Below are 18409 nucleotides of genomic sequence, written 5' to 3' on the forward strand. Positions count from 1 at the left end.
GTGACGGCCACGGCGGCCACGGCGGCCACGGCGGCTACTGATCCGGCCCGTCCGGTGCCCTGACATCATCCTGACAACCAGCACGGTGTGCGGTCCGGTCCTCGGACCGCACACCGTCGTCCGTGCGCGCGGACGGCCACCCGGTTTCCGCACCGCCGCGGGCGCGGAGCGGCTTTTCAGCCGCGTCGGACGGGGCACGCGGTTGCTGGTACGACCGCAGAGCACGAAATGGGTGCCGTGATGACCGAGTACGAACGTTCCCGCACGATGCCCGCACAGCCCGAGCAGGTTTTCGATCAGGCGGCCAATGTGTCCCAGCTCGACGCGTGGCTGCCGCACGAGTTGCATGTGCGCGCCGCGGATCCGCCCGCCGTGACCGTGCACGAGGACCGCACCGACCAGGACACGGCCGCGCTGCTGCGCGCCGAACGCGACCAGATGCGGATCGAGTGGGGCACCCGTGAGCAGGGCAGCTACGCGGGCTGGCTGCAGATCGCCGGTATCGGTGGGGGCGCGAGCGAGGTGACCGTGCACCTCTCCTTCTTCGAGGACAGCCACGACCCGGGAGAGCGGGCCGCCCTGGCCGCTCTCGACGAGAGCCTGCACCGGCTGGAGGAGCAGGTGCGGATGCGCGTCGACAACGCAGCCGGCTGATCCGTCACGACGCGGCCTCGGCCACCAGCTCGGGACCGTCCGCGCGGACGTCGTTGACGGCCGTGGAGACGGGCCGGGCGTCCAGGTGGCCGCCCGCCGGGGTGCGCAGCAGCGCCCGCAGCTCGCCGGTGTCCTGGCGTCGCGGGTCGAGCCAGGCGTCGTAGTGCCCGGCGTCCAGGGCGAGCGGCATGCGGGGGTGGACGCGGCCGGCCGCGTCGGTGGCGTCGGTGGTGATGATGGTGCAGGTCGTCAGCCAGGCCGCGGGATCGTCGTCCCGCGGCACGTGCGGATCGCGCCAGTGGGCGTACAGGCCGGCGAGGGCCATGATGCCGCCGTCCGCGGGGTGGATGAACCAGGGCTGCTTGCGTGCCCGGCCGGTGTGCCCGTCCTCGACGCGCTGCCATTCGTAGAAGCCGTCCGCGGGAAGCAGGCAGCGGTGCCGGGCGAAGGCGCGGCGGAAGGCGGGCTTGACGTGGACGGTCTCCACGCGCGCGTTGATCAGCCGGGCGCCGGTGCGGGGGTCCTTCGCCCAGGAGGGCACCAGTCCCCAGCGCAGCGGCCGCAGCTCACGGCGGGGTGTCGCGGCGCCGGTGTCCTCGCGGGGCACGCGTTCCAGGACGGCCCACACCTGGTCGGTGGGCGCGATGTTCCAGCTGGGCTCCAGGGCCTCCTCCGGGCGCCAGGCCGTCACCCGGAAGTGGCGGACCAGGTCCTCGGGGGCGCGGGTGGACACATAGCGGCCGCACATGAGTTCAGGGTGCCACGCCCGGCCGGTGTCCGCGGCCGGGCGCGGCACCGCGCGGCCGCCCGAGGCGGCCGGCCACGGGTCATGCGGTCTTGCGGCCCACTCCGGCGTACACCCAGTACCGGCGGGGGTCGCCGGGTATCCGCTCCTGCGGGTCCGGGCGCCACAGCGGCAGGTGCACCAGGCCGGGTTCGACCAGCTCGAAGCCGTCGAAGAGGGCCGTGATCTCGGCGTGGGAGCGGGCGGTGACGGGAGAGGTGGCCCGGTCGCGGTACAGCTGTCCCACGGCGGCGGCCGTGTCGGGGCGGTCGTCGTCGGTGGCGTGGGTCAGCGCCAGCCAGCTGCCCGGGGCCACCGCGTCCCGGAAGGCGGCCACGATGCCGGCCGGGTCCTCCTCGGCGGTGATGAAGTGCAGGATGGTGATCATCAGGACGGCGACGGGCTGCTCGAAGTCGATCAGGTCGCGTACCTGGGGCGCGGAGAGGATGTCGGCGGGGCGGCGGATGTCGGCGGCGACGATCGTGGCGTCCGGGTTGCCGTCGAGCAGCGCCTCGCTGTGGGCGACCGCCACGGGATCGTTGTCGACGTAGACCACCCGTGAGCCGGGAGCGGCGGACTGGGCGACCTCGTGGACGTTCCCCTGCGTGGGGATGCCGGAGCCCAGGTCGATGAACTGACGTACGCCGGCGTCCACCAGAAAACGCACCGCGCGCTGCAGGAAGGCGCGGTTGGCGCGGGCGAGGGTGCGCACCTGAGGGTCGATCGCGGTGAACGCGGCCACCGCCTCGCGGTCTATGGCAAAGTTGTGCTCTCCGCCCAGCATGGCGTCGTACATCCGCGCCACACTGGCCTTGCCCGGATCCACGCCCCGCGGCAGCCCGCCGTCGTCCGTCATGGTCAACTCCCTTGCAACTCCGCACTGCTGACTGGGAATCATATAGTTGCCTGCGGCATACTCCATGTCCGTGCCGCCCCGCCGAGGCCCTCCCCGCACACCGCCACCCGCAACACTCCGACGAGGACCTCCTGGCCCGTCACGCCACGACCGGCCCACCCGGAAGGCAATCATCCTGCGGTACACAGAACACAGCGAGTCCCCTGATCACGACGACGCCCTTCCGGCGTCGCCGGGCAGTTTCCGCGGGCGCTTCTCCCCCGCGGCGGACGCCATCGGCTCCGAGCTCGACCTGCAGCTGACGGGCCGCCATGTGGTGCACGCCCTGGCGCCGGACTTCTGCGACGCGGCCTCCGTGTATCTGCTGCAGCGCTGGCTTCTCCAGGAGCACGGCGGCCAGTTGCCCGACCCGCCCCAGATCGAGGCGCGCCGTCTCGCCCTGCGCATAGGCGCACAGACCCCGGAGAACTGGCAGTCGCTGCTGCCGGCCGGCGAGGTGCTGGTCTTCCCCCGCGAGACGCCGTATGCGCGGGCCGTGGCCACGGGGCAGAGCCAGCTGCTCGACGGTGTGGACGGGCACACCGCGCAGCGGCTGCGGCGGACCGGGCGGGGCGACGCGTCCGTGGACGCCCTGGTGCGCAGCGCCTCCTTCCTGATCGTCCCGTTGCGGCTGCGCGGCACGGCGGTGGGGTTCATCGCCTGCACCCGGGGTTCCGGCCGCAAGCCGTTCACCCGCGGGGACGCCGTGGCGGTGGAGGTGCTCGGCGCCCGCGCCTGTGTGGCACTGGACAACGCGCGGCGTTACGAACGGGAACGGCGCACCGCGCTGGCCATCCGCCGCTCGCTGCTGCCCGACGCCGGCCAGTGCCACGAGGGCTGCCGGATCGCGCACGGCTACCGGCCCGCCGGACAGGACGTCATCGGCGGGGACTGGTTCGACGTGCTGCCGCGGCGCGGGCGCCGGGTCGGCATGGTCGTCGGCGACGCGATGGGGCACGGCCCGGGGTCCGCCGTCGCCATGATCCAGTTGCGTACGGCCGTGCGCACCCTGGCGGCGCTCGACCTCGACCCGGCCGACCTCATGCACCACCTGGACACGGTCGCCGGCGACACTCCCGGTGCCTCCTTCGCCACGTGCATGTACGCGGAGTGGGACGCGGACCTGTGCACCTGCACCTTCGTCGGGGCCGGGCATCCGCCGCCGCTGATCCGCGGGCCGGGCGGCCCGGCCCGGCGTGTCGTCCTGACCACCGCCGGCCTGCCGCTGGGACTGGGCGCGGGCCGCTACGAGCCGACCGTGCTGCACGTGCCCGAGCCGAGTCTGCTGCTGCTCTACAGCGACGGGCTGGTCGAGTCCCGGACCCGGGACATCGACCAGGGCATCACCCGTCTGGCCCGTGCCCTCGACGACGGCGCCGCACAGCTGTCCGACCCGGAGCACCCGGACGCCCTGCCGTCCCTGTGCCGGCACCTGCTGGAAGACGCCGCCGGACAGGACGCTGCCGACGACCGGACCCTGCTGCTGGCCGAGCTGGCCCCTGGAAAGAGGTGAGCGGCCGGCGCCCCGGAGCGGGGGCGTGTCCGTCACAGGATGCGCATTCCGCTCCATCCGCTCCGGCGGACCGGAGCCGGCCGCCCGGGGGCCAGGGCCGGAGGTGAGCCGCCCGGCCGCGCACACCCCCCGGACCGGTCCCACCCAGGGACGGCCCCCTGCGTGGGACCGGTGCGGTCACCCGATGCGGTGAGGTGGGTGTGTGCGAGGCGCACCGAGCCGGTGTGTGCGCCGCCGCTCCGGCACGGACACCATGGCGCCCGCGGAAAGGCGGGCCGCTGCCCGCAGGCTGCGGCCGGGTACGGTGCCGGCGGTGCCTGTGCCGCGTGAAGACTCGGACGGCGAGGCGTCCCGTTCCGCCGGGGCCGAAGGTCGCGTCCGGATCCGGTCGGCCGTCCCAGCACCGCGCGCCGCCGGCCCGTCCGCGGGCCGCGTGTCCGGGGCGGCCGGGTGCGGCCCCGATTGCACCCGCCCGGGAACGGGAACCCGGGCAGCGCCGCACATCTCACACCTGGGAGAGACCATGAGTCTGCTGCGTCTGGCCGGCCGTCCGATGCTCGCCTCCATGTTCGTCGCCGGCGGCCTGGGCGCCGTCCGCAGCCCCGCGGACCTCGCTCCGGCCGCCGAGCGCGTGGTGGGGCCCCTCAGGAAGCGGTTCCCGATGCTGCCGGAGCGCACCGAACAGGTCGTCCGGCTCAACGGCGGCGTGCAGGTCGTCGCGGGCCTGATGCTGGCCACGGGCCGGCTGCCCCGGCTGTCCGCGCTGGCCCTCGCCGCGACCCTCGCGCCGACCACGGTGGCCGGCCACCGTTTCTGGGAGGCCGAGGACCCCGGCGAGCGGATGCAGCAGCGCATCCACTGTCTGAAGAACCTCTCCATGATGGGTGGATTGCTGATCGCGGCGGACGACACCGGCGGCGCCCCGTCGCTGATGTGGCGCGGCCGTCACCGCGCCCGGGACCTGCAGCGCGAGGCCGCCCGTCTCCGCCGCACCGTCCGCACCTCGGCGCGGCCCGCCGCCGCGGCCGCCGGCATCCGCGCCAAGCTGCCCTGCTGACCGCCCCGGACGCACCCATGGCACCGGACGCACCCATGAACGACCAGCGGCCATCCGGGATCTTCCGGCCGGGGTCCGCCGGGCAGAGCGGCGGTCAAGCCCTGCTCGGGATCTACCTCAACGACCATCTGGCGGCCGCGACGGTGACGGCCGGGCGTTCCCGGTACCTCGCCTCCTCCTGCCGCGACCCCGACCTCGCCGAGGCGGTCGCCGCCGTCGCCGCGCAGATCGCCGAGGACCGCAGGACACTGCTGGCGATCATGCGCCGGCTGAACGTGCCGGTACGGCGCTACAAGGTGTACGCCGGACGGCTCGGTGAGCGCGCCGGACGGCTGAAGGCCAACGGCTCCCTGCTGCGGCGTTCTCCGCTGAGCACCCTGCTGGAGCTGGAGCTGCTGCAGCTCGGCACCCTGAGCGCGATCAGCACCTGGGAGATGCTGCGCACCCTGGCCGACCGCGACCGGCGTCTGGATCCCCACCGGCTGGACGGACTGCTGGACCGCTCCCGGGAACGCCTGCGCACGCTCGACGACCTGCGCAGACGCCAGGCGGGCAGGACCTTCACCGGATGACGCCCGCGGCCTTCACCGGCCGGCGGGAGGTGCACAGGCCGGTGAGGACGCAGGCCGCTGCCCGGACCCCGGCCGCCGGAGTCCTGCGGGGCCAGGTGGGGAACGCACGTGCCTCGCCGGCTCAGCCCTCGTGCGAGGCCCCGTGGTGCGGGCCGTCGAAAGGGACACCGGGTAACCGGTGATCTACCGGGCCTCGTCGGGCCGTCTGCCGCCGGCGGGCGGCAGCTGGTTTGCGGATGACCGCACCGGACACCCGGGGCGTGACACGCAGGCCATGACGGTCGGGAGTGAGCGACAGTGGCTGGTGACCAGAAGGCCAGGGCCAAGAAGGAACAGATGAAGGGCAAGGCCGAGGAGACGGTCGGACGCGCGGTCGGCAACGAGCGCATGACCGCCGAGGGCCGCGCCCGGAAGGCCAAGGGCGACGCACGCCAGGCGAAGGAGAAGACCAAGGACACGCTGAAGCCGTGAACCGGCCCGGCCCGCACGGTCCGCCCGTCACCGGGCGCCGAGGGCACGGCACATCTGCGGCGGGGCGGCGGGGTCGCGCGAACAGGCGCGCCCCCGCCGCGGGTGTGTTCAGGCCGCGGGTGGTCCGGTTCGGTTCCCGCCGCCGCCCTTGCGGCAGGCGTGGCGTGCCGTCTCGGCGGCGGGCGGCGGCACCGGCTGGAGGGACCGGCGGCGGCCGTCGCGGCGCCAGTCCAGGAGGGCCACCGCCAGGGCGGCGAGCATAGCGACGAGGGAGGAGCCCACGGCGAGCGCCACCGCCGCCCGGTAGTCGCGTCCGGTGTGTGCGAGGACCAGGTAGAACAGCCCCGGCAGGGCGGCCGTGCCCACGGCCGCGCCCAGCCGCTGCCCGGTCTGCAGGGCCCCGCCCGCCGCTCCGGCCATCCGGACCTGCACGTCCCGCAGCGTCATCGTGATGTTCGGGGAGATCACGCAGCCGCTGCCCAGCCCGCCGGCGAACAGGGCGGGCGCCGCCAGCCACGCCTCCAGGCCGTCCGGTGCCGACCGCAGGATCAGCGCCGCCGCACCGAGGCCGGCGATCACCCCGAGCAGCCCGCAGACGGTCAGCAGCCGTCCGAAGCGTTCCACCAGCCGCCCGGAGATCACCGCGGCGGCGGCCGAGCCGACCGCGAACGGGGTGACGGCGAGCCCGGACAGCAGCGGCGTGTAGCCGAGGCCGTTCTGGAAGAACAGGGCGAAGACCAGCCAGACGCCGCTGAATCCGACGAAGTACAGCGTGCCCAGGGCGGTGCCCAGGGCGTAGCCGCGGGTACCGGTCAGCAGCCGCGGATCCAGCAGCGGCCGGCCGTCCCGCCGCGCGACCCGGCCCTCCCAGCGGGCGAAGCACGCAAGCAGCACGGCGCCGGCGGGGAACAGCCACCACAGCCGGGTCAGTCCCCCGCTCTCGGCGAAGACCAGCGGCAGCATCACGGCCAGCACCCCGGCGCCGAGCAGGGCCACACCGGACAGATCGAGCCGCTCCCGGCGGCCGGGCGCGATCCGCGGCAGCAGCCGCAGGCCGAGCACCAGGGCGAGGGCGCCGACCGGGACGTTGACATAGAAGATCCAGCGCCAGCCCTGCGTGCCCTGCGCCAGCGCGAGGATCAGTCCGCCGGCGATCGGTCCGACGGCACTGGAGATACCGACGACGGCTCCGAAGAGCCCGAAGGCCCGGCCGCGTTCGGCGCCGCGGAACATCTGCTGGATCAGCGCGGAGTTCTGCGGGGCGAGGCAGCCGGCGCACATGCCCTGGGCCAGCCGGGCCACCACCAGCCAGGTGATCGTGGGTGCGGCGCCCGCGGCGGCGCTGCACAGCACGAACCCGGCGAGGGCGGCCAGGAAGATGCGCCGCCGGCCCACCGCGTCGCCGAGCCGGCCCGCGGGCACCAGGGCGAGGGCGAAGGTCAGGGCGTAGCCGGAGACCACCCATTGCACGGCGGCCGGTGAGGTGTCCAGGTCGCGCTGCAGCGAGGGCAGGGCCACGGCCACGATCGTCACGTCGAGCAGGCTCATGAACCCGGTCGTCAGGGTGACCCACAGCGCCCGCCAGCGCCGCGGGTCCCGCCCGCCCGTCTGCCCGGCGCCGCCCTGGTCCGGCCGTGTCTGGCTGTTCACCTGCGCTCCTCGGGTCGCCGTCGGGCACACCGGCCCGGCAAGGGCCGGCACGCCGTGGACCGTAGAGAGCGCGTTCCCCGGCAGCGCGCCGGAACACCCGCGTCCGGCCTCCGGCCGGCGTTCGGTGCTGCGCGGGATGTCCCCGTCCAGGGGCGGTCCCGGCCGGGTCCCGGCCCCGCCGGGCCGCCTGCGCCACGCCGCGCGCGGATGTCGTCCGGGGGAAATAATGGGGTGTGAGGCCTGGGGAAGGGGGTACACGTTGCGGAGCCCGTTCCTGATCATGGAGCGGACACGCAGGGACCGACGGACGCATCGGCTGACAGGGAGGGCCGCAGGATGGCGGTGACCACGGTGGCAAAGGCGACGGGAGCCGGGACGGAGCTGCCGGCGGTGGCCGAACCCTCGCAGGTCGCACCCAGCGACGCTCGCGCGCTCTCACGGCTGTTCTTCGACCGGCTGGCCTCCTTGGAGGAGGGCACCCCCGGGTACCAGTACGCGCGCAACACGCTGATCGAGATGAACATGTCCCTGGTGCGGTACGCGGCCGGCCGTTTCCGCAGCAGGGGCCCGCAGGAGATGGAGGACATCGTCCAGGTCGGCATGATCGGGCTGATCAAGGCGATCGACCGGTTCGAGCTGTCCCGCGAGGTGGAGTTCACGTCCTTCGCGGTGCCGTACATCGTGGGCGAGATCAAGCGCTTCTTCCGTGACACCTCCTGGGCGGTGCATGTGCCGCGCCGGCTCCAGGAGGCCCGGGTCGAGCTGGCCAAGGCGACCGAGGAACTCGGCAGCCGGCTGGGCCGCAAGCCCACCACCAAGGAGCTGGCGGAGCTGATGAACCTGCCCGAGCAGGAGGTCGTCGACGCGATGGTGGCCTGCAACGGCTACACCTCCGCCTCCCTGGACGCGGCGGTCGGCGGCAGCGAGGACGGCGAGGGCGTCCTGGCCGACTTCATCGGCACCGAGGACACGGATCTGGAGCTGGTGGAGGACCTGCACAGCCTGGCCCCGCTGGTGGCGGAACTCGACGAGCGGGACCGGCAGATCATCCACATGCGGTTCGTGGAGGAACTGACCCAGGCGCAGATCGGCGACCGCCTGGGCATCTCGCAGATGCATGTCTCCCGGCTGCTGGGCCGTCTGCTGGCCCGGCTGCGTGCGGAGCTGCTCACCACGCGCTGACCGCACACCACGCGGACCACGCGCCGGATGCCGGCCGGGTGCGTGCCCGGCCGGCATCCGGCGCGTTCAGGGGGTGTGGGGGTGCGGGTCAGCGGGTGACGACGTACCGCTCGTTGGGCACGCAGTGCGTCATCGTGAGCCCCTCGACGTCCCGCGGCGGGTTCTTGCCGAGGTTGGCGAGCCGCTTGCGGTCCTCGTCGGTGAGGTCCTGGCTCGCCAGCGGCTGCAGATGGGCGACGTCCTCCGGCGCGATGCCGAGCCCCTCGCCGACCCGCTGGCCGAGGTCGTTCTCCACCAGCAAGAAGTGCCACACCATGCGCTCCTGCACCGGCCGTTCGCACTGGGAGAGCTGGTTGACCAGGTTCTTCACCAGGTCGTCGCGTTCCCATTGCTCCATGAGCAGATACCGCTGGCCGGCCTGCCGGTAGTCATTGGTACGCGGGATGCGCTTGCGGGTGAGCCGGCCGCGGATCTCCGGGCCCTGCTCGTCGTGGGCCGGGTACTGCGCCTCGCGCAGCCCGCCGGTGATCGACGGCTCGTAGTTGACGGACGGGTTCTCCCCGGCGCCGTCGACGTAGTAGGTCATCTGCCCGTCGCGCTGGTTGGTGTGCACCCGGGCGTTCTTCGGCTGGTTGACCGGCAGCTGGAGGTAGTTGGGGCCGACCCGGTAGCGCTGGGTGTCGCTGTAGGAGAAGGTGCGGCCGACGAGCATCTTGTCGTCGGAGAAGTCCAGGCCGTCCACGAGGACGCCGGTGCCGAAGGAGATCTGCTCGTTCTCCGCGAAGAAGTTCTCCGGCATCCGGTTCAGCACCATCCGCCCCACCGGCTTGGGCGGGAAGTCCTGCTCGGGCCAGGTCTTGGTGTCGTCCAGGGGGTCGAAGTCCAGCTCCGGGTGGTCGTGGTCCTCCATCATCTGCACGCGCAGTTCCCACTCGGGGTAGTCGCCGCGTGCCACCGCCTCGTACAGGTCCTTGGTGGCGTGGCCGAGGGTGCGTGCCTGCACGTTGGCCGCGTCCTCCTCGGTCATGCTGCGTACGCCCTGCTTGGGAATCCAGTGGTACTTCACCAGCACGGTGCGGCCCTCGGCGTTGACCCACTTGTAGGTGTTCACGCCGAAGCCCTGCATGTGGCGGTAGTCGGAGGGGATGCCGCGCGGGCTGAAGAGGTTGACGAGCATGTGCATGCACTCCGGCGTCTGCGACATGAAATCGAAGATCCGCCGGGGCTGCTGCTCGAAGGTCACCGGGTCGGGTTTGAGGGCGTGGATGACGTCCGGGAACTTGATGGCGTCCCGGATGAAGAAGACGGCGAGGTTGTTGCCGACCAGGTCCCAGTTGCCGTCCTCGGTGTAGAACTTCACGGCGAATCCGCGCGGGTCGCGGGCGGCCTCGGAGGAGTCACGGCCGCCGATCACGGTGGAGAAGCGGACCGCGACGTCGGTGCGCTTGCCGCGTTCCTGGAACAGCTTGGCCCGGGTGTAGCGGGAGATCGGCTCGTTGCCCCAGGTGCCGTACGCCTCGAAGAAGCCGTACGCCGTCACGCCCCGGGCGTGCACGACCCGCTCGGGGATGCGTTCCCGGTCGAAGTGGCTGATCTTCTCCAGGAACTGGTAGTTCTCCAGCGTCGCCGGGCCGCGGGCGCCGATGGTGCGCTGGTTCTGGTTGTCGTAGACGGGATGGCCCTGCCGGTTGGTGAGCACCTTCCGGTCGTCGCCCGGTGCGGGGCCCTTGCTGGATACGTCCGTCATGCCCATGAACTCCTTCGGCTCGGTGGCTGTCCGTGCGACAGGACAGCCAGGTGCCCGACTTGCCATATCTACGTCGGTACGCACATATTTCCACCGTTCACCGAAGCCTCGGCCGGGGCTTAGGCCGAACGGTCCGGTCGTGCGCGGGGCCGGCGCCGGCCGGATCCCGGTGAGCCGCGGGCGACCGGGTGCTATGCGGCCCGGGAGCCGGACGGGTCCTCCGGGGCCCGCCGGCCGGACGGCTGCTCGGCCGTCGCCGAACCGGTCAGGGTCTGCGCGGCGTGGGGCACCACCCGGATCAGCCGGAGCACGCCCCACACGATGAGCCCGGCCCCCACCAGCTCCGGCAGCAGCCACACGCCGAGGCGGACCTCCTCGCGGAACAGCAGGATGCCCAGCAGCAGGCTCACCGTCGCGTCGCCGATGGTCAGCGCCGGCTGCGAGGCCACCAGCGGCCCGGCCTGCAGGGCGTTCTCCAGCAGCAGCAGCGAGCCGACGCCGACGACCGCGAACCCGTAGGTCTGCCAGCCGGCGAGGAAGGCGTCGAACCCGTCGGCCTCCAGGGTGTGGCTCGCCGACTTCAGCATCGCGGCGGTGAGCGCGTTGCCGGTGGCGGCCGCCGCGGCCAGCACGGCGGCCCGCAGCAGCGGGGAACGCTCCGGCCGGGCCAGCACGACGGCCCCGGCCATCACCCCCAGGCACACCACGAGCGCGGGCGTCCACCGCGCCATGGAGGCCTGCTCCTCCCCCGCGGACGGCGCGAAGGAGACCAGGACCAGGGTGAGGCCGACGACCACGGCCGCCACCGCCCACCAGCCGGCGCCCGGCAGCCGGCGGTGCATCAGCGGCGCGGCGATCAGCAGGGCGAACGGCAGTTCCATCATGAACAGCGGCTGCACCAGCGTCAGCGGCCCGTTGACCAGGGCCAGCGCCTGGAACATGGCGGAGAGGATCACCCCGCAGATGCCGGCCAGCCAGACGGGGTGCCGGGCCAGGGCGGCCAGCAGCCCCAGACCGCCGCCGCGCGGAACGGCGGAGGCCGCCTTGCGCTGCAGGGCCGTGCCCAGAGCGTTGCTGGCGGCTCCCAGCACGGCGAACATCGCGGCCAACACGAACACAGGTCCACCATGCCCGACGATCCGCGTCCCGTCCTGCCCTGCCCGCCCGGGCCGCGCCGACGGCATCCCATAGATCCGGCTTATGACGTCATAGAGGGGACCCGCGTACCTACTTAGGTTTGCCTCAGTTTAGGGTTGCCGACGAGTCGATCTGTCACCGCTCGAAGGGAACCTGATCATGCCCCGCCCCCTGCGGGTAGCCATCGTCGGAGCCGGCCCGGCCGGCATCTACGCCGCCGACGCCCTGCTCAAGTCCGGCGTGGCCACCGAGCCCGGCGTCTCCATCGACCTCTTCGAGCGGATGCCGGCCCCGTTCGGCCTCATCCGCTACGGCGTCGCTCCGGACCACCCGCGGATCAAGGGCATCGTCACCGCGCTCCACCAGGTGCTCGACAAGCCGCAGATCCGGCTCTTCGGCAACGTCGACTACCCCTGCGACATCACCCTGGACGACCTGCGCGCGTTCTACGACGCGGTGATCTTCGCCACCGGCGCCATGGCCGACCGGGCGCTGCCCATACCCGGCATCGACCTCGACGGCTCCTACGGCGCGGCCGACTTCGTCTCCTGGTACGACGGCCACCCCGATGTGCCGCGCACCTGGCCGCTGACCGCGGAGAAGGTCGCCGTGCTCGGCGTCGGCAACGTCGCCCTGGACGTGGCGCGGATCCTGGCCAAGACCGCGGACGAGCTGCTGCCCACGGAGATCCCGCCGAACGTCTACGACGGGCTGAAGGCCAACCGCGCACGGGAGATCCACGTCTTCGGCCGGCGCGGCCCGGCGCAGGCGAAGTTCAGCCCGATGGAGCTGCGGGAACTGGACCACTCCCCGAACATCGAGGTCGTCGTCGACCCCGAGGACATCGACTACGACGAGGGCTCCGTCGCCACCCGGCGCGCCAACAAGCAGGCCGACATGGTCGCCAAGACGCTGGAGAACTGGGCGATCCGGGACGTCGGCGACCGTCCGCACAAGCTGTTCCTGCACTTCTTCGAGGCGCCGGCCGAGATCCTCGGCGAGGACGGCCGGGTCGTGGGCCTGCGCACCGAGCGCACCGCGCTCGACGGCACCGGCAACGTCAAGGGCACCGGCACCTTCACGGACTGGGACGTCACCGCGGTCTACCGCGCCGTCGGCTACCTCTCCGACCCGCTGCCGAAGCTGCCGTGGGACGCGGCGTCGGGCACGGTGCCGGACGAGGCCGGCCGGATCATCGCCGAGTCGGGCGAGCACGTGCAGTCGGCGTACGTCACCGGGTGGATCCGGCGCGGCCCGGTGGGCCTGATCGGCCACACCAAGGGCGACGCCAACGAGACGGTGGCCAGCCTGCTGGACGACTACGCCAACGGGCGGCTGCACACGCCCTCCTCGCCCGCTCCCGAGGCCGTCGACGCGTTCCTCGCCGAGCGCGACGTCCGCTTCACCACGTGGGAGGGCTGGTACCGGCTGGACGCGGCGGAGAGGGCGCTGGGCGAGCCGCAGGGCCGGGAGCGCGTGAAGATCGTCGAGCGGGAGGACATGCTCCGGGCCAGCGGAGCGTGACCGCTGACGCTTCCGGCCGGCTGCGGCCGGAAGCGGCCGGACTCCCGGCCGGCCGGGTGTGTCCCGGGCCGGCCGGGACCTCCGGCAGCGCGTCGGCGGCCCGGTGCACACCCTGCCGCCGCCAGGCTCCGCGCGATCGTGACGTGTGGGGCTCGGGTTGCGGATGCGGCCGTTGAGGCGTTCCGTCGAAGGAGGAATGTCCGGGTGCCACGGCATCCGGCGGACCCGTGGGGACGACGGCTCCGGCACATCTGGAACGGCCGGCGGTCCGGGAACGCTTCCTGTACCGGGTGCACTGCCCGGCCCGGGCGCACCGGCGGACCGGAGGTGGCTGATGACGACGTACGAGTACTCCTGCGCCCGCTGCGGCCGGTTCGAGAAGCAGCTCGCGATGGGAAGCGCCCCCGGCACCCATGCCTGCCCGGCCTGCGGCGGCGAGGCCCGGCGCGTCTACTCGCCGCCGGGTGTGACCCGTGTGCCGGCCTCGGTCGCCGTGTTGCGTGAGCGCGAAGAGCGCAGCCGTGAGGCACCGGAGGTGGTGCGCCGGGGGAAGGCGACCTCACACCCGTCCCGGCCCGCGCATCCTGCCCTGGCACGCCTGCCGCGGCCTTGAATCCCCCCGTCGGGCCCAGGCGGCCCCGGGGGCGTCCCGTCCTCCGCACGCCGCGAACACCGCGGCCGCCCACGGGGGCTGACGCGCCTCGGGCCGTGGCACCGCCCCCGTCCGGCAGCCGGAGCGCGCGCCGTCACGAAAGGCAGCTGTCATGCCAGAAGTCATCTTCAGCGTCGACCAGTCGAAGTCCATGCACGACCAGGACGTTCCCGGGCACAACAGGTGGCATCCCGACGTGCCCGTGGTCGCCACGGTCCGGCCGGGCGACGAGTTCCGTCTGGAGACGCGGGACTGGACCGACGCGCAGATCGGCAACAACGACTCCGCCGACGACGTGCGGGACGTCGACCTCACCCATGCTCATATGCTCAGCGGGCCCATCGGCGTCGAGGGCGCGGAGCCCGGGGACCTCCTCGTCGTGGACATCCTCGACATCGGCCCCGTCCCCCAGCAGGCCGGCCCCGCCCCGGGGCAGGGCTGGGGGTACACGGGCATCTTCGCCAGGAACAACGCCGGCGGTTTCCTCACCGACTCCTTCCCGGACGCGTACAAGGCGGTCTGGGACATGCACGGCCAGCAGGCGACCTCCCGTCACCTGCCCGGCGTCCGCTACACCGGTATCGCCCACCCCGGACTCATCGGCACCGCTCCGTCCGAGGAGCTGCTCGCCCGGTGGAACCGCCGCGAACAGGCGCTGATCGACACCGACCCCGGACGTGTCCCTCCCCTGGGTCTGCCGCCGACGGCCGATCACGCACTCGCCGGCACGGCCACCGGAGAGACGGCACGGCGCATCCGCGCGGAAGGCGCCCGCACCGTGCCCGGGCGGGAGAACGGCGGCAACCAGGACATCAAGAACTTCACACGCGGGGGCAGGGTGTTCTTCCCCGTCTACGTCCCGCAGGCCAAACTGTCGGCCGGCGACCTCCACTTCAGCCAGGGCGACGGGGAGATCACCTTCTGCGGCGCCATCGAGATGGGCGGCTTCATCGACCTCCATGTGGACCTGATCAAGGGCGGCATGGAGACGTACGGCATCTCCACCAACCCGGTGTTCATGCCGGGCAATGTCGAGCCCCGGTACACGGAGTTCATGAGCTTCGTCGGTGTCTGTGTCGACCACGACACCGACACCAACCACTACCTGGACGCGACGCTGGCCTACCGCCGGGCCTGCCTCAACGCCATCGCGTACTTCACGAAGTTCGGCTACTCCGGCGAGCAGGTGTACCTGCTGCTCGGTTCCGCCCCGGTGGAGGGACGCATCAGCGGCATCGTCGACATCCCCAACGCCTGCTGCACCCTCTACGTCCCCACCCAGATCTTCGACTTCGACGTCCGCCCCTCGGCACAGGGCCCGCGGGCCGCCGACCGGGGCAGGTGCGCCGTGACCTCGGGGTGACGGCCGAGGGGGCCCGGCGGAGGCCGGAGCGGATGCTGCGGTCGCGGCACGGCGCGCCGCTGCCGGGCCCCGACCGGTCCTCGCAGACCGGTGACGGGGCCCCGCAGGGCTGCCGCACCCGAGGCAGGTGCGTGCACAACGCGTCAGATCGTGCCGTCCTGCCACCACCAGGCCCGGCCGAGATCGGCCCGGCTGTCCACGTGCTGGTGGTCCGCGGTGTACGTCTCCAGGCCGGAGAAGCCGCAGGTCTCGGCCTTCTGATAGACGGTCCGGTTGGACACGCCGGGCACGCTGAGGTCGGCCGCGGTGCCGTAGAGGTGCATGCTGTCGGACGCGCCGCCGACCTCGGCGTTGTGCGCGATGCTGCGGAAGCCGGAGTTGATGGTGATGGGCACGTTGCCGAGCTTCTTGCGCAGGGCCTCCAGCTTGTACATCGCGCGCCGGACGTTCTCCTTGGTCGCGGCGGCGCTGAGCTTGCCGCCGGAGAAGGTGCCGCTGACCCGGTCGGTGAACTCGCTGAAGTCGAAGTGCACGGTGGAGCCGTCCGCCTGTTCCAGGGCGTTGAGCTGCGCCTGGGTCGCGGGACCGGCGATGCCGTCGGCGTCGAGCCCGTAGGCCGCCTGGAACCGGCGCACCGCGGCGCCGGTGGCCGGGCCGAAGTCTCCGTCGACGGCGACGATGCTGTGGCTCGGGCTGTCGGCGGCCCAGCCCGCGACTCTGATCTGCAGTTCGGTCACGTCCGCGCCGGTCGCCCCTTGGCTGAGCGTGCGCGACCAGGGGTAGGCCTGCGCGGCTCCCGTGAGGAGCGTCGGGACGAGCACGGCGCCGGCGCCGGCGGCCAGCGCTCCCCGGAGGACGGTACGGCGGTCGGCGAAGCGGGACGATGTCATCGGCGGCCTTTCACGCAGGGGCCGTCACGTGCCTGCGCGCACGCAGGCGACGCGAGCGGCCCGTCGGGTTCGGGTACGGACCGGATCCGTGTCGGGCTCGAGCCGCACCAGTGTCATGCACATGTACGCCGAGGGGAAGAGGCACACGGGTCGCACGAGTACCCCTCGTGGGGTCCGCCGCGACGGTGCCGTACCGGCTCGCCGGCACCGTCGGTCAGGGCCCCGCGTCCGCAGCGGCCCCGGACGCGGACGAGCCGCGCCCCGCTCGCAGGGCGCGGCTCGTCCGGGAGCCGGGCGCCGGCGCTACTTGTTCGCGCACGCGTTCCCGACGGCCGGGTTGAGCAGACCGATCACGTTGATCGAGTTGCCGCACACGTTCAGGTCGAGGTCGAGGGGGATCGTGATGGCGTTGCCGGAGAGCAGCCCGGGGCTGTTGCTCGTCGAGGCGCTGCCGGTGGCGTCGGCCGCGGCCGTCCCCGCGCACGTCATCAGAGCGGCACCGGCAAGAACGGCGGCGGCCGTCATGCGGATCCTCATGAAGCACTCCTGTCGCTTGAAGTAGCACGTGCCTACACAGTGATCCGGTCCGGCACCGGGGAACAGCATCGCAGGGCCGAACGGAGCAGCGATCTCAGCCTCACCGGGAGACAGGTACAGCCGAACGGTGGCAGCGGGCCGCACCGGCGGCCGGGCGCGCCCGGCCCGGGGCGTCCTCCCCCTACGGCCCGCCCTGTGGACAGGACATGATCCGCTGCGGCGATACTGGAAGCCGCACGCCGTCCCTGCTCGCAGATTGGCCCATGTCGAACTCTGCCACCTCCCGTCCCGCGGCCCCGCCCACGGTCTGGTCGGCCCGCGGCCGTCACACCGGTCCCGCCGCGGCGGACGCCGTGCGGCGCCACCTGGAGCACCTCACGGCCGACGGCACCCTGCACAGCCACCTCGAACCGGAGGACGTCGACCGGTCGCGCGAGCATGTCTTCGAGGCCCGCTGGCCGGCGCCCGGCGAGGTGACCGTGCGGGCCCGGCTGGCCCTGACGCCGGTGCGCGGCGGGCACCAGCAGTGGCTGCTGACGGCGGAGGCGGAGGCACCCTGGGATCCGCGGTGGCCGTCCCCGGCGACGATGTTCTGGCCGCGGGAGCAGGCCGCCGACTGGGCCAACGAGGCCGGCACCGGGCTGCGGCTGGGCGATGTCAACCCGCTGCCCGAGGACGACAAGGACCTGCGGCGGATCCTGCGGCACGCGGTACGGGACCCGTGGTGCGTGCACGTGGTCGTGCACGAGGCCATGACGCCGGACGAGCGCGGCCTGGCCTGCGTGCTGCGGTCGCTGCCGGAGAGCCTGCGGCACCGGGTCGTGGAGCACCGCGCCGCCCCGCACCGGTTCCGGGCGGTGAACTGGGTGCTGGACGACTTCGACATCCGGGTGCCCCGCGGAGGTGCCGTGGTCCTGCCCGGCAGTCCGCCGCCGGCCGGGTACGACCGGGAGGCCTTCTTGGTGCGCAGCGTGTTCCTGGACGGCAGCGAGCCGGCGGAGCTGCTGGACGCCGTCACCCGCTTCGCCGCGCTTCCCCGGCCGCTGCCGCCGGACGGCGAGCAGGCCCTGACCGCGCTGCGCGAGCAGTGGCACCTGCGGACCGTCGAGGAGGAGCTGGCCCGCGCCCGTGAGCTGGTCGCCATGTACGCCGAGGCGCTGGAGGCGATGACGCGCTCCCGGGACCTGTACCGGGAGGCCGCCGAGCGGGCCAACGAGGCGCTGGCCGCCTACCGCGAGGCCGAGGAGTCCGGCACGCTCACGGTCAGGAGGCCGGGGCGGCCCGCCGCGGGATCGCCGTTCCAGCAGTTGGCGCGCGGGCTGGGACGGCTGAAGGAGACCGCTCTCTCGCTCCGTCCGGGTGGCACGGCCGAGCCGGCGCCGTCGGACAGCGCACCGGCGCCCGCAGCGCCGCCGGTTCCTCAGGAGAGGACTCCCGCGGACGGCTCGGAGGGCTCCGCGGCCCCGCAGGCCGCCCCGCCCGCGGACGCCCCGCCCGCGGACGCCGCGCCCTCTCAGGACGCCGCTCCCCCGCAGGGCGCCGCAGACCCGCAGGACGGCGATCCGCCCCGGACGCAGAGCTGACCCGAGGGCGGTCCGCAGACCGGGCCGGCGTCCTCGCGGGGAGCCGGCCGGGGCGCGGCACTCAGACGGCCGCGGCGCCGACCGGAAGGCCGGAGGGCGAGGACCGGCAGGACGGCCCTCCGCGTTCCCGCGCCGCGGCAGGTGTCGGCCGCCGCAGGGTGGATACGCGGCGGGGACCGGCACGGCCGTCCGGAAGGA

Annotated in this window: 17 protein-coding genes; 10 read left to right on the plus strand and 7 right to left on the minus strand. The window is 73.3% G+C overall.

What is annotated here, in order from left to right:
* The first annotated feature begins 240 nt into the window (after window positions 1-240).
* The gene (locus tag IE286_RS17990; protein WP_189797779.1) at window positions 241-654 is read left to right on the plus strand and encodes an SRPBCC family protein; all 414 of its coding nucleotides are present in this window, start codon (window positions 241-243) and stop codon (window positions 652-654) included.
* Between the two features lie 4 nt (window positions 655-658).
* On the opposite strand, the gene IE286_RS17995 is transcribed toward IE286_RS17990, so the two are convergent.
* Both IE286_RS17995 and IE286_RS18000 read right to left on the minus strand, forming a co-directional pair.
* A complete protein-coding gene (locus tag IE286_RS17995; RefSeq protein ID WP_189797780.1) occupies window positions 659-1402 on the minus strand; it encodes an SOS response-associated peptidase in 744 nt (247 codons plus the stop codon).
* Between the two features lie 79 nt (window positions 1403-1481).
* Window positions 1482-2294 carry an SAM-dependent methyltransferase gene (locus tag IE286_RS18000; protein ID WP_189797781.1) on the minus strand — a complete coding sequence of 271 codons (813 nt, stop codon included), beginning with the start codon at window positions 2292-2294 and terminating at the stop codon, window positions 1482-1484.
* Window positions 2295-2610: 316 nt separating this feature from the next.
* Here IE286_RS18000 and IE286_RS18005 point away from each other — a divergent pair, with 316 nt between their 5' ends.
* The 4 genes from IE286_RS18005 (at window position 2611) to IE286_RS18020 (ending at window position 5946) form a co-directional block, all read left to right on the plus strand.
* Window positions 2611-3846, plus strand: coding sequence for a PP2C family protein-serine/threonine phosphatase (locus tag IE286_RS18005; RefSeq protein ID WP_372462571.1), 1236 nt, complete (start codon window positions 2611-2613; stop codon window positions 3844-3846).
* Between the two features lie 523 nt (window positions 3847-4369).
* Window positions 4370-4903: a DoxX family membrane protein gene (locus tag IE286_RS18010; protein ID WP_189797783.1), complete on the plus strand. Its 534-nt coding sequence runs from the start codon at window positions 4370-4372 to the stop codon at window positions 4901-4903.
* Between the two features lie 35 nt (window positions 4904-4938).
* Window positions 4939-5475, plus strand: coding sequence for a hypothetical protein (locus tag IE286_RS18015; protein WP_189797784.1), 537 nt, complete (start codon window positions 4939-4941; stop codon window positions 5473-5475).
* Window positions 5476-5772: 297 nt separating this feature from the next.
* The gene (locus tag IE286_RS18020) at window positions 5773-5946 is read left to right on the plus strand and encodes a CsbD family protein (protein WP_125496413.1); all 174 of its coding nucleotides are present in this window, start codon (window positions 5773-5775) and stop codon (window positions 5944-5946) included.
* 108 nt (window positions 5947-6054) lie between these two features.
* Here IE286_RS18020 and IE286_RS18025 read toward each other — a convergent pair whose 3' ends face one another.
* On the minus strand, window positions 6055-7596 hold the full coding sequence (locus IE286_RS18025; protein ID WP_229863065.1) for an MFS transporter: 1542 nt from the start codon (window positions 7594-7596) through the stop codon (window positions 6055-6057).
* 336 nt (window positions 7597-7932) lie between these two features.
* Here IE286_RS18025 and IE286_RS18030 point away from each other — a divergent pair, with 336 nt between their 5' ends.
* The gene (locus IE286_RS18030) at window positions 7933-8778 is read left to right on the plus strand and encodes an RNA polymerase sigma factor SigF (RefSeq protein WP_189797785.1); all 846 of its coding nucleotides are present in this window, start codon (window positions 7933-7935) and stop codon (window positions 8776-8778) included.
* Window positions 8779-8866: 88 nt separating this feature from the next.
* On the opposite strand, the gene IE286_RS18035 is transcribed toward IE286_RS18030, so the two are convergent.
* Together IE286_RS18035 and IE286_RS18040 are read right to left on the minus strand one after the other, a co-directional pair.
* Entirely contained in the window at window positions 8867-10525 is a 1659-nt protein-coding gene (locus IE286_RS18035; RefSeq protein WP_189797786.1) for a catalase, read from the minus strand.
* 191 nt (window positions 10526-10716) lie between these two features.
* Window positions 10717-11643, minus strand: coding sequence for a DMT family transporter (locus tag IE286_RS18040; protein ID WP_189797787.1), 927 nt, complete (start codon window positions 11641-11643; stop codon window positions 10717-10719).
* Between the two features lie 178 nt (window positions 11644-11821).
* Here IE286_RS18040 and IE286_RS18045 point away from each other — a divergent pair, with 178 nt between their 5' ends.
* The 3 genes from IE286_RS18045 (at window position 11822) to fmdA (ending at window position 15201) form a co-directional block, all read left to right on the plus strand.
* Window positions 11822-13186: an FAD-dependent oxidoreductase gene (locus tag IE286_RS18045; protein ID WP_189797788.1), complete on the plus strand. Its 1365-nt coding sequence runs from the start codon at window positions 11822-11824 to the stop codon at window positions 13184-13186.
* A gap of 334 nt (window positions 13187-13520) precedes the next feature.
* Entirely contained in the window at window positions 13521-13799 is a 279-nt protein-coding gene (locus tag IE286_RS18050; RefSeq protein ID WP_189797789.1) for an FmdB family zinc ribbon protein, read from the plus strand.
* 151 nt (window positions 13800-13950) lie between these two features.
* A complete protein-coding gene (fmdA, locus tag IE286_RS18055) occupies window positions 13951-15201 on the plus strand; it encodes a formamidase (protein WP_189797790.1) in 1251 nt (416 codons plus the stop codon).
* Window positions 15202-15344: 143 nt separating this feature from the next.
* On the opposite strand, the gene IE286_RS18060 is transcribed toward fmdA, so the two are convergent.
* Window positions 15345-16091, minus strand: a complete 747-nt coding sequence (locus tag IE286_RS18060) for a D-Ala-D-Ala carboxypeptidase family metallohydrolase (RefSeq protein ID WP_189797791.1) — start codon at window positions 16089-16091, stop codon at window positions 15345-15347.
* A gap of 303 nt (window positions 16092-16394) precedes the next feature.
* The gene (locus tag IE286_RS18065) at window positions 16395-16628 is read right to left on the minus strand and encodes a chaplin (RefSeq protein WP_189797792.1); all 234 of its coding nucleotides are present in this window, start codon (window positions 16626-16628) and stop codon (window positions 16395-16397) included.
* Window positions 16629-16891: 263 nt separating this feature from the next.
* Between IE286_RS18065 and IE286_RS18070 the strand changes: the two genes are divergently transcribed.
* Window positions 16892-18211: a hypothetical protein gene (locus IE286_RS18070; protein ID WP_189797793.1), complete on the plus strand. Its 1320-nt coding sequence runs from the start codon at window positions 16892-16894 to the stop codon at window positions 18209-18211.
* The last annotated feature ends 198 nt before the right edge of the window (window positions 18212-18409 follow it).

Source organism: Streptomyces thermodiastaticus (assembly GCF_014656135.1).
GTDB lineage: Bacteria > Actinomycetota > Actinomycetes > Streptomycetales > Streptomycetaceae > Streptomyces > Streptomyces thermodiastaticus.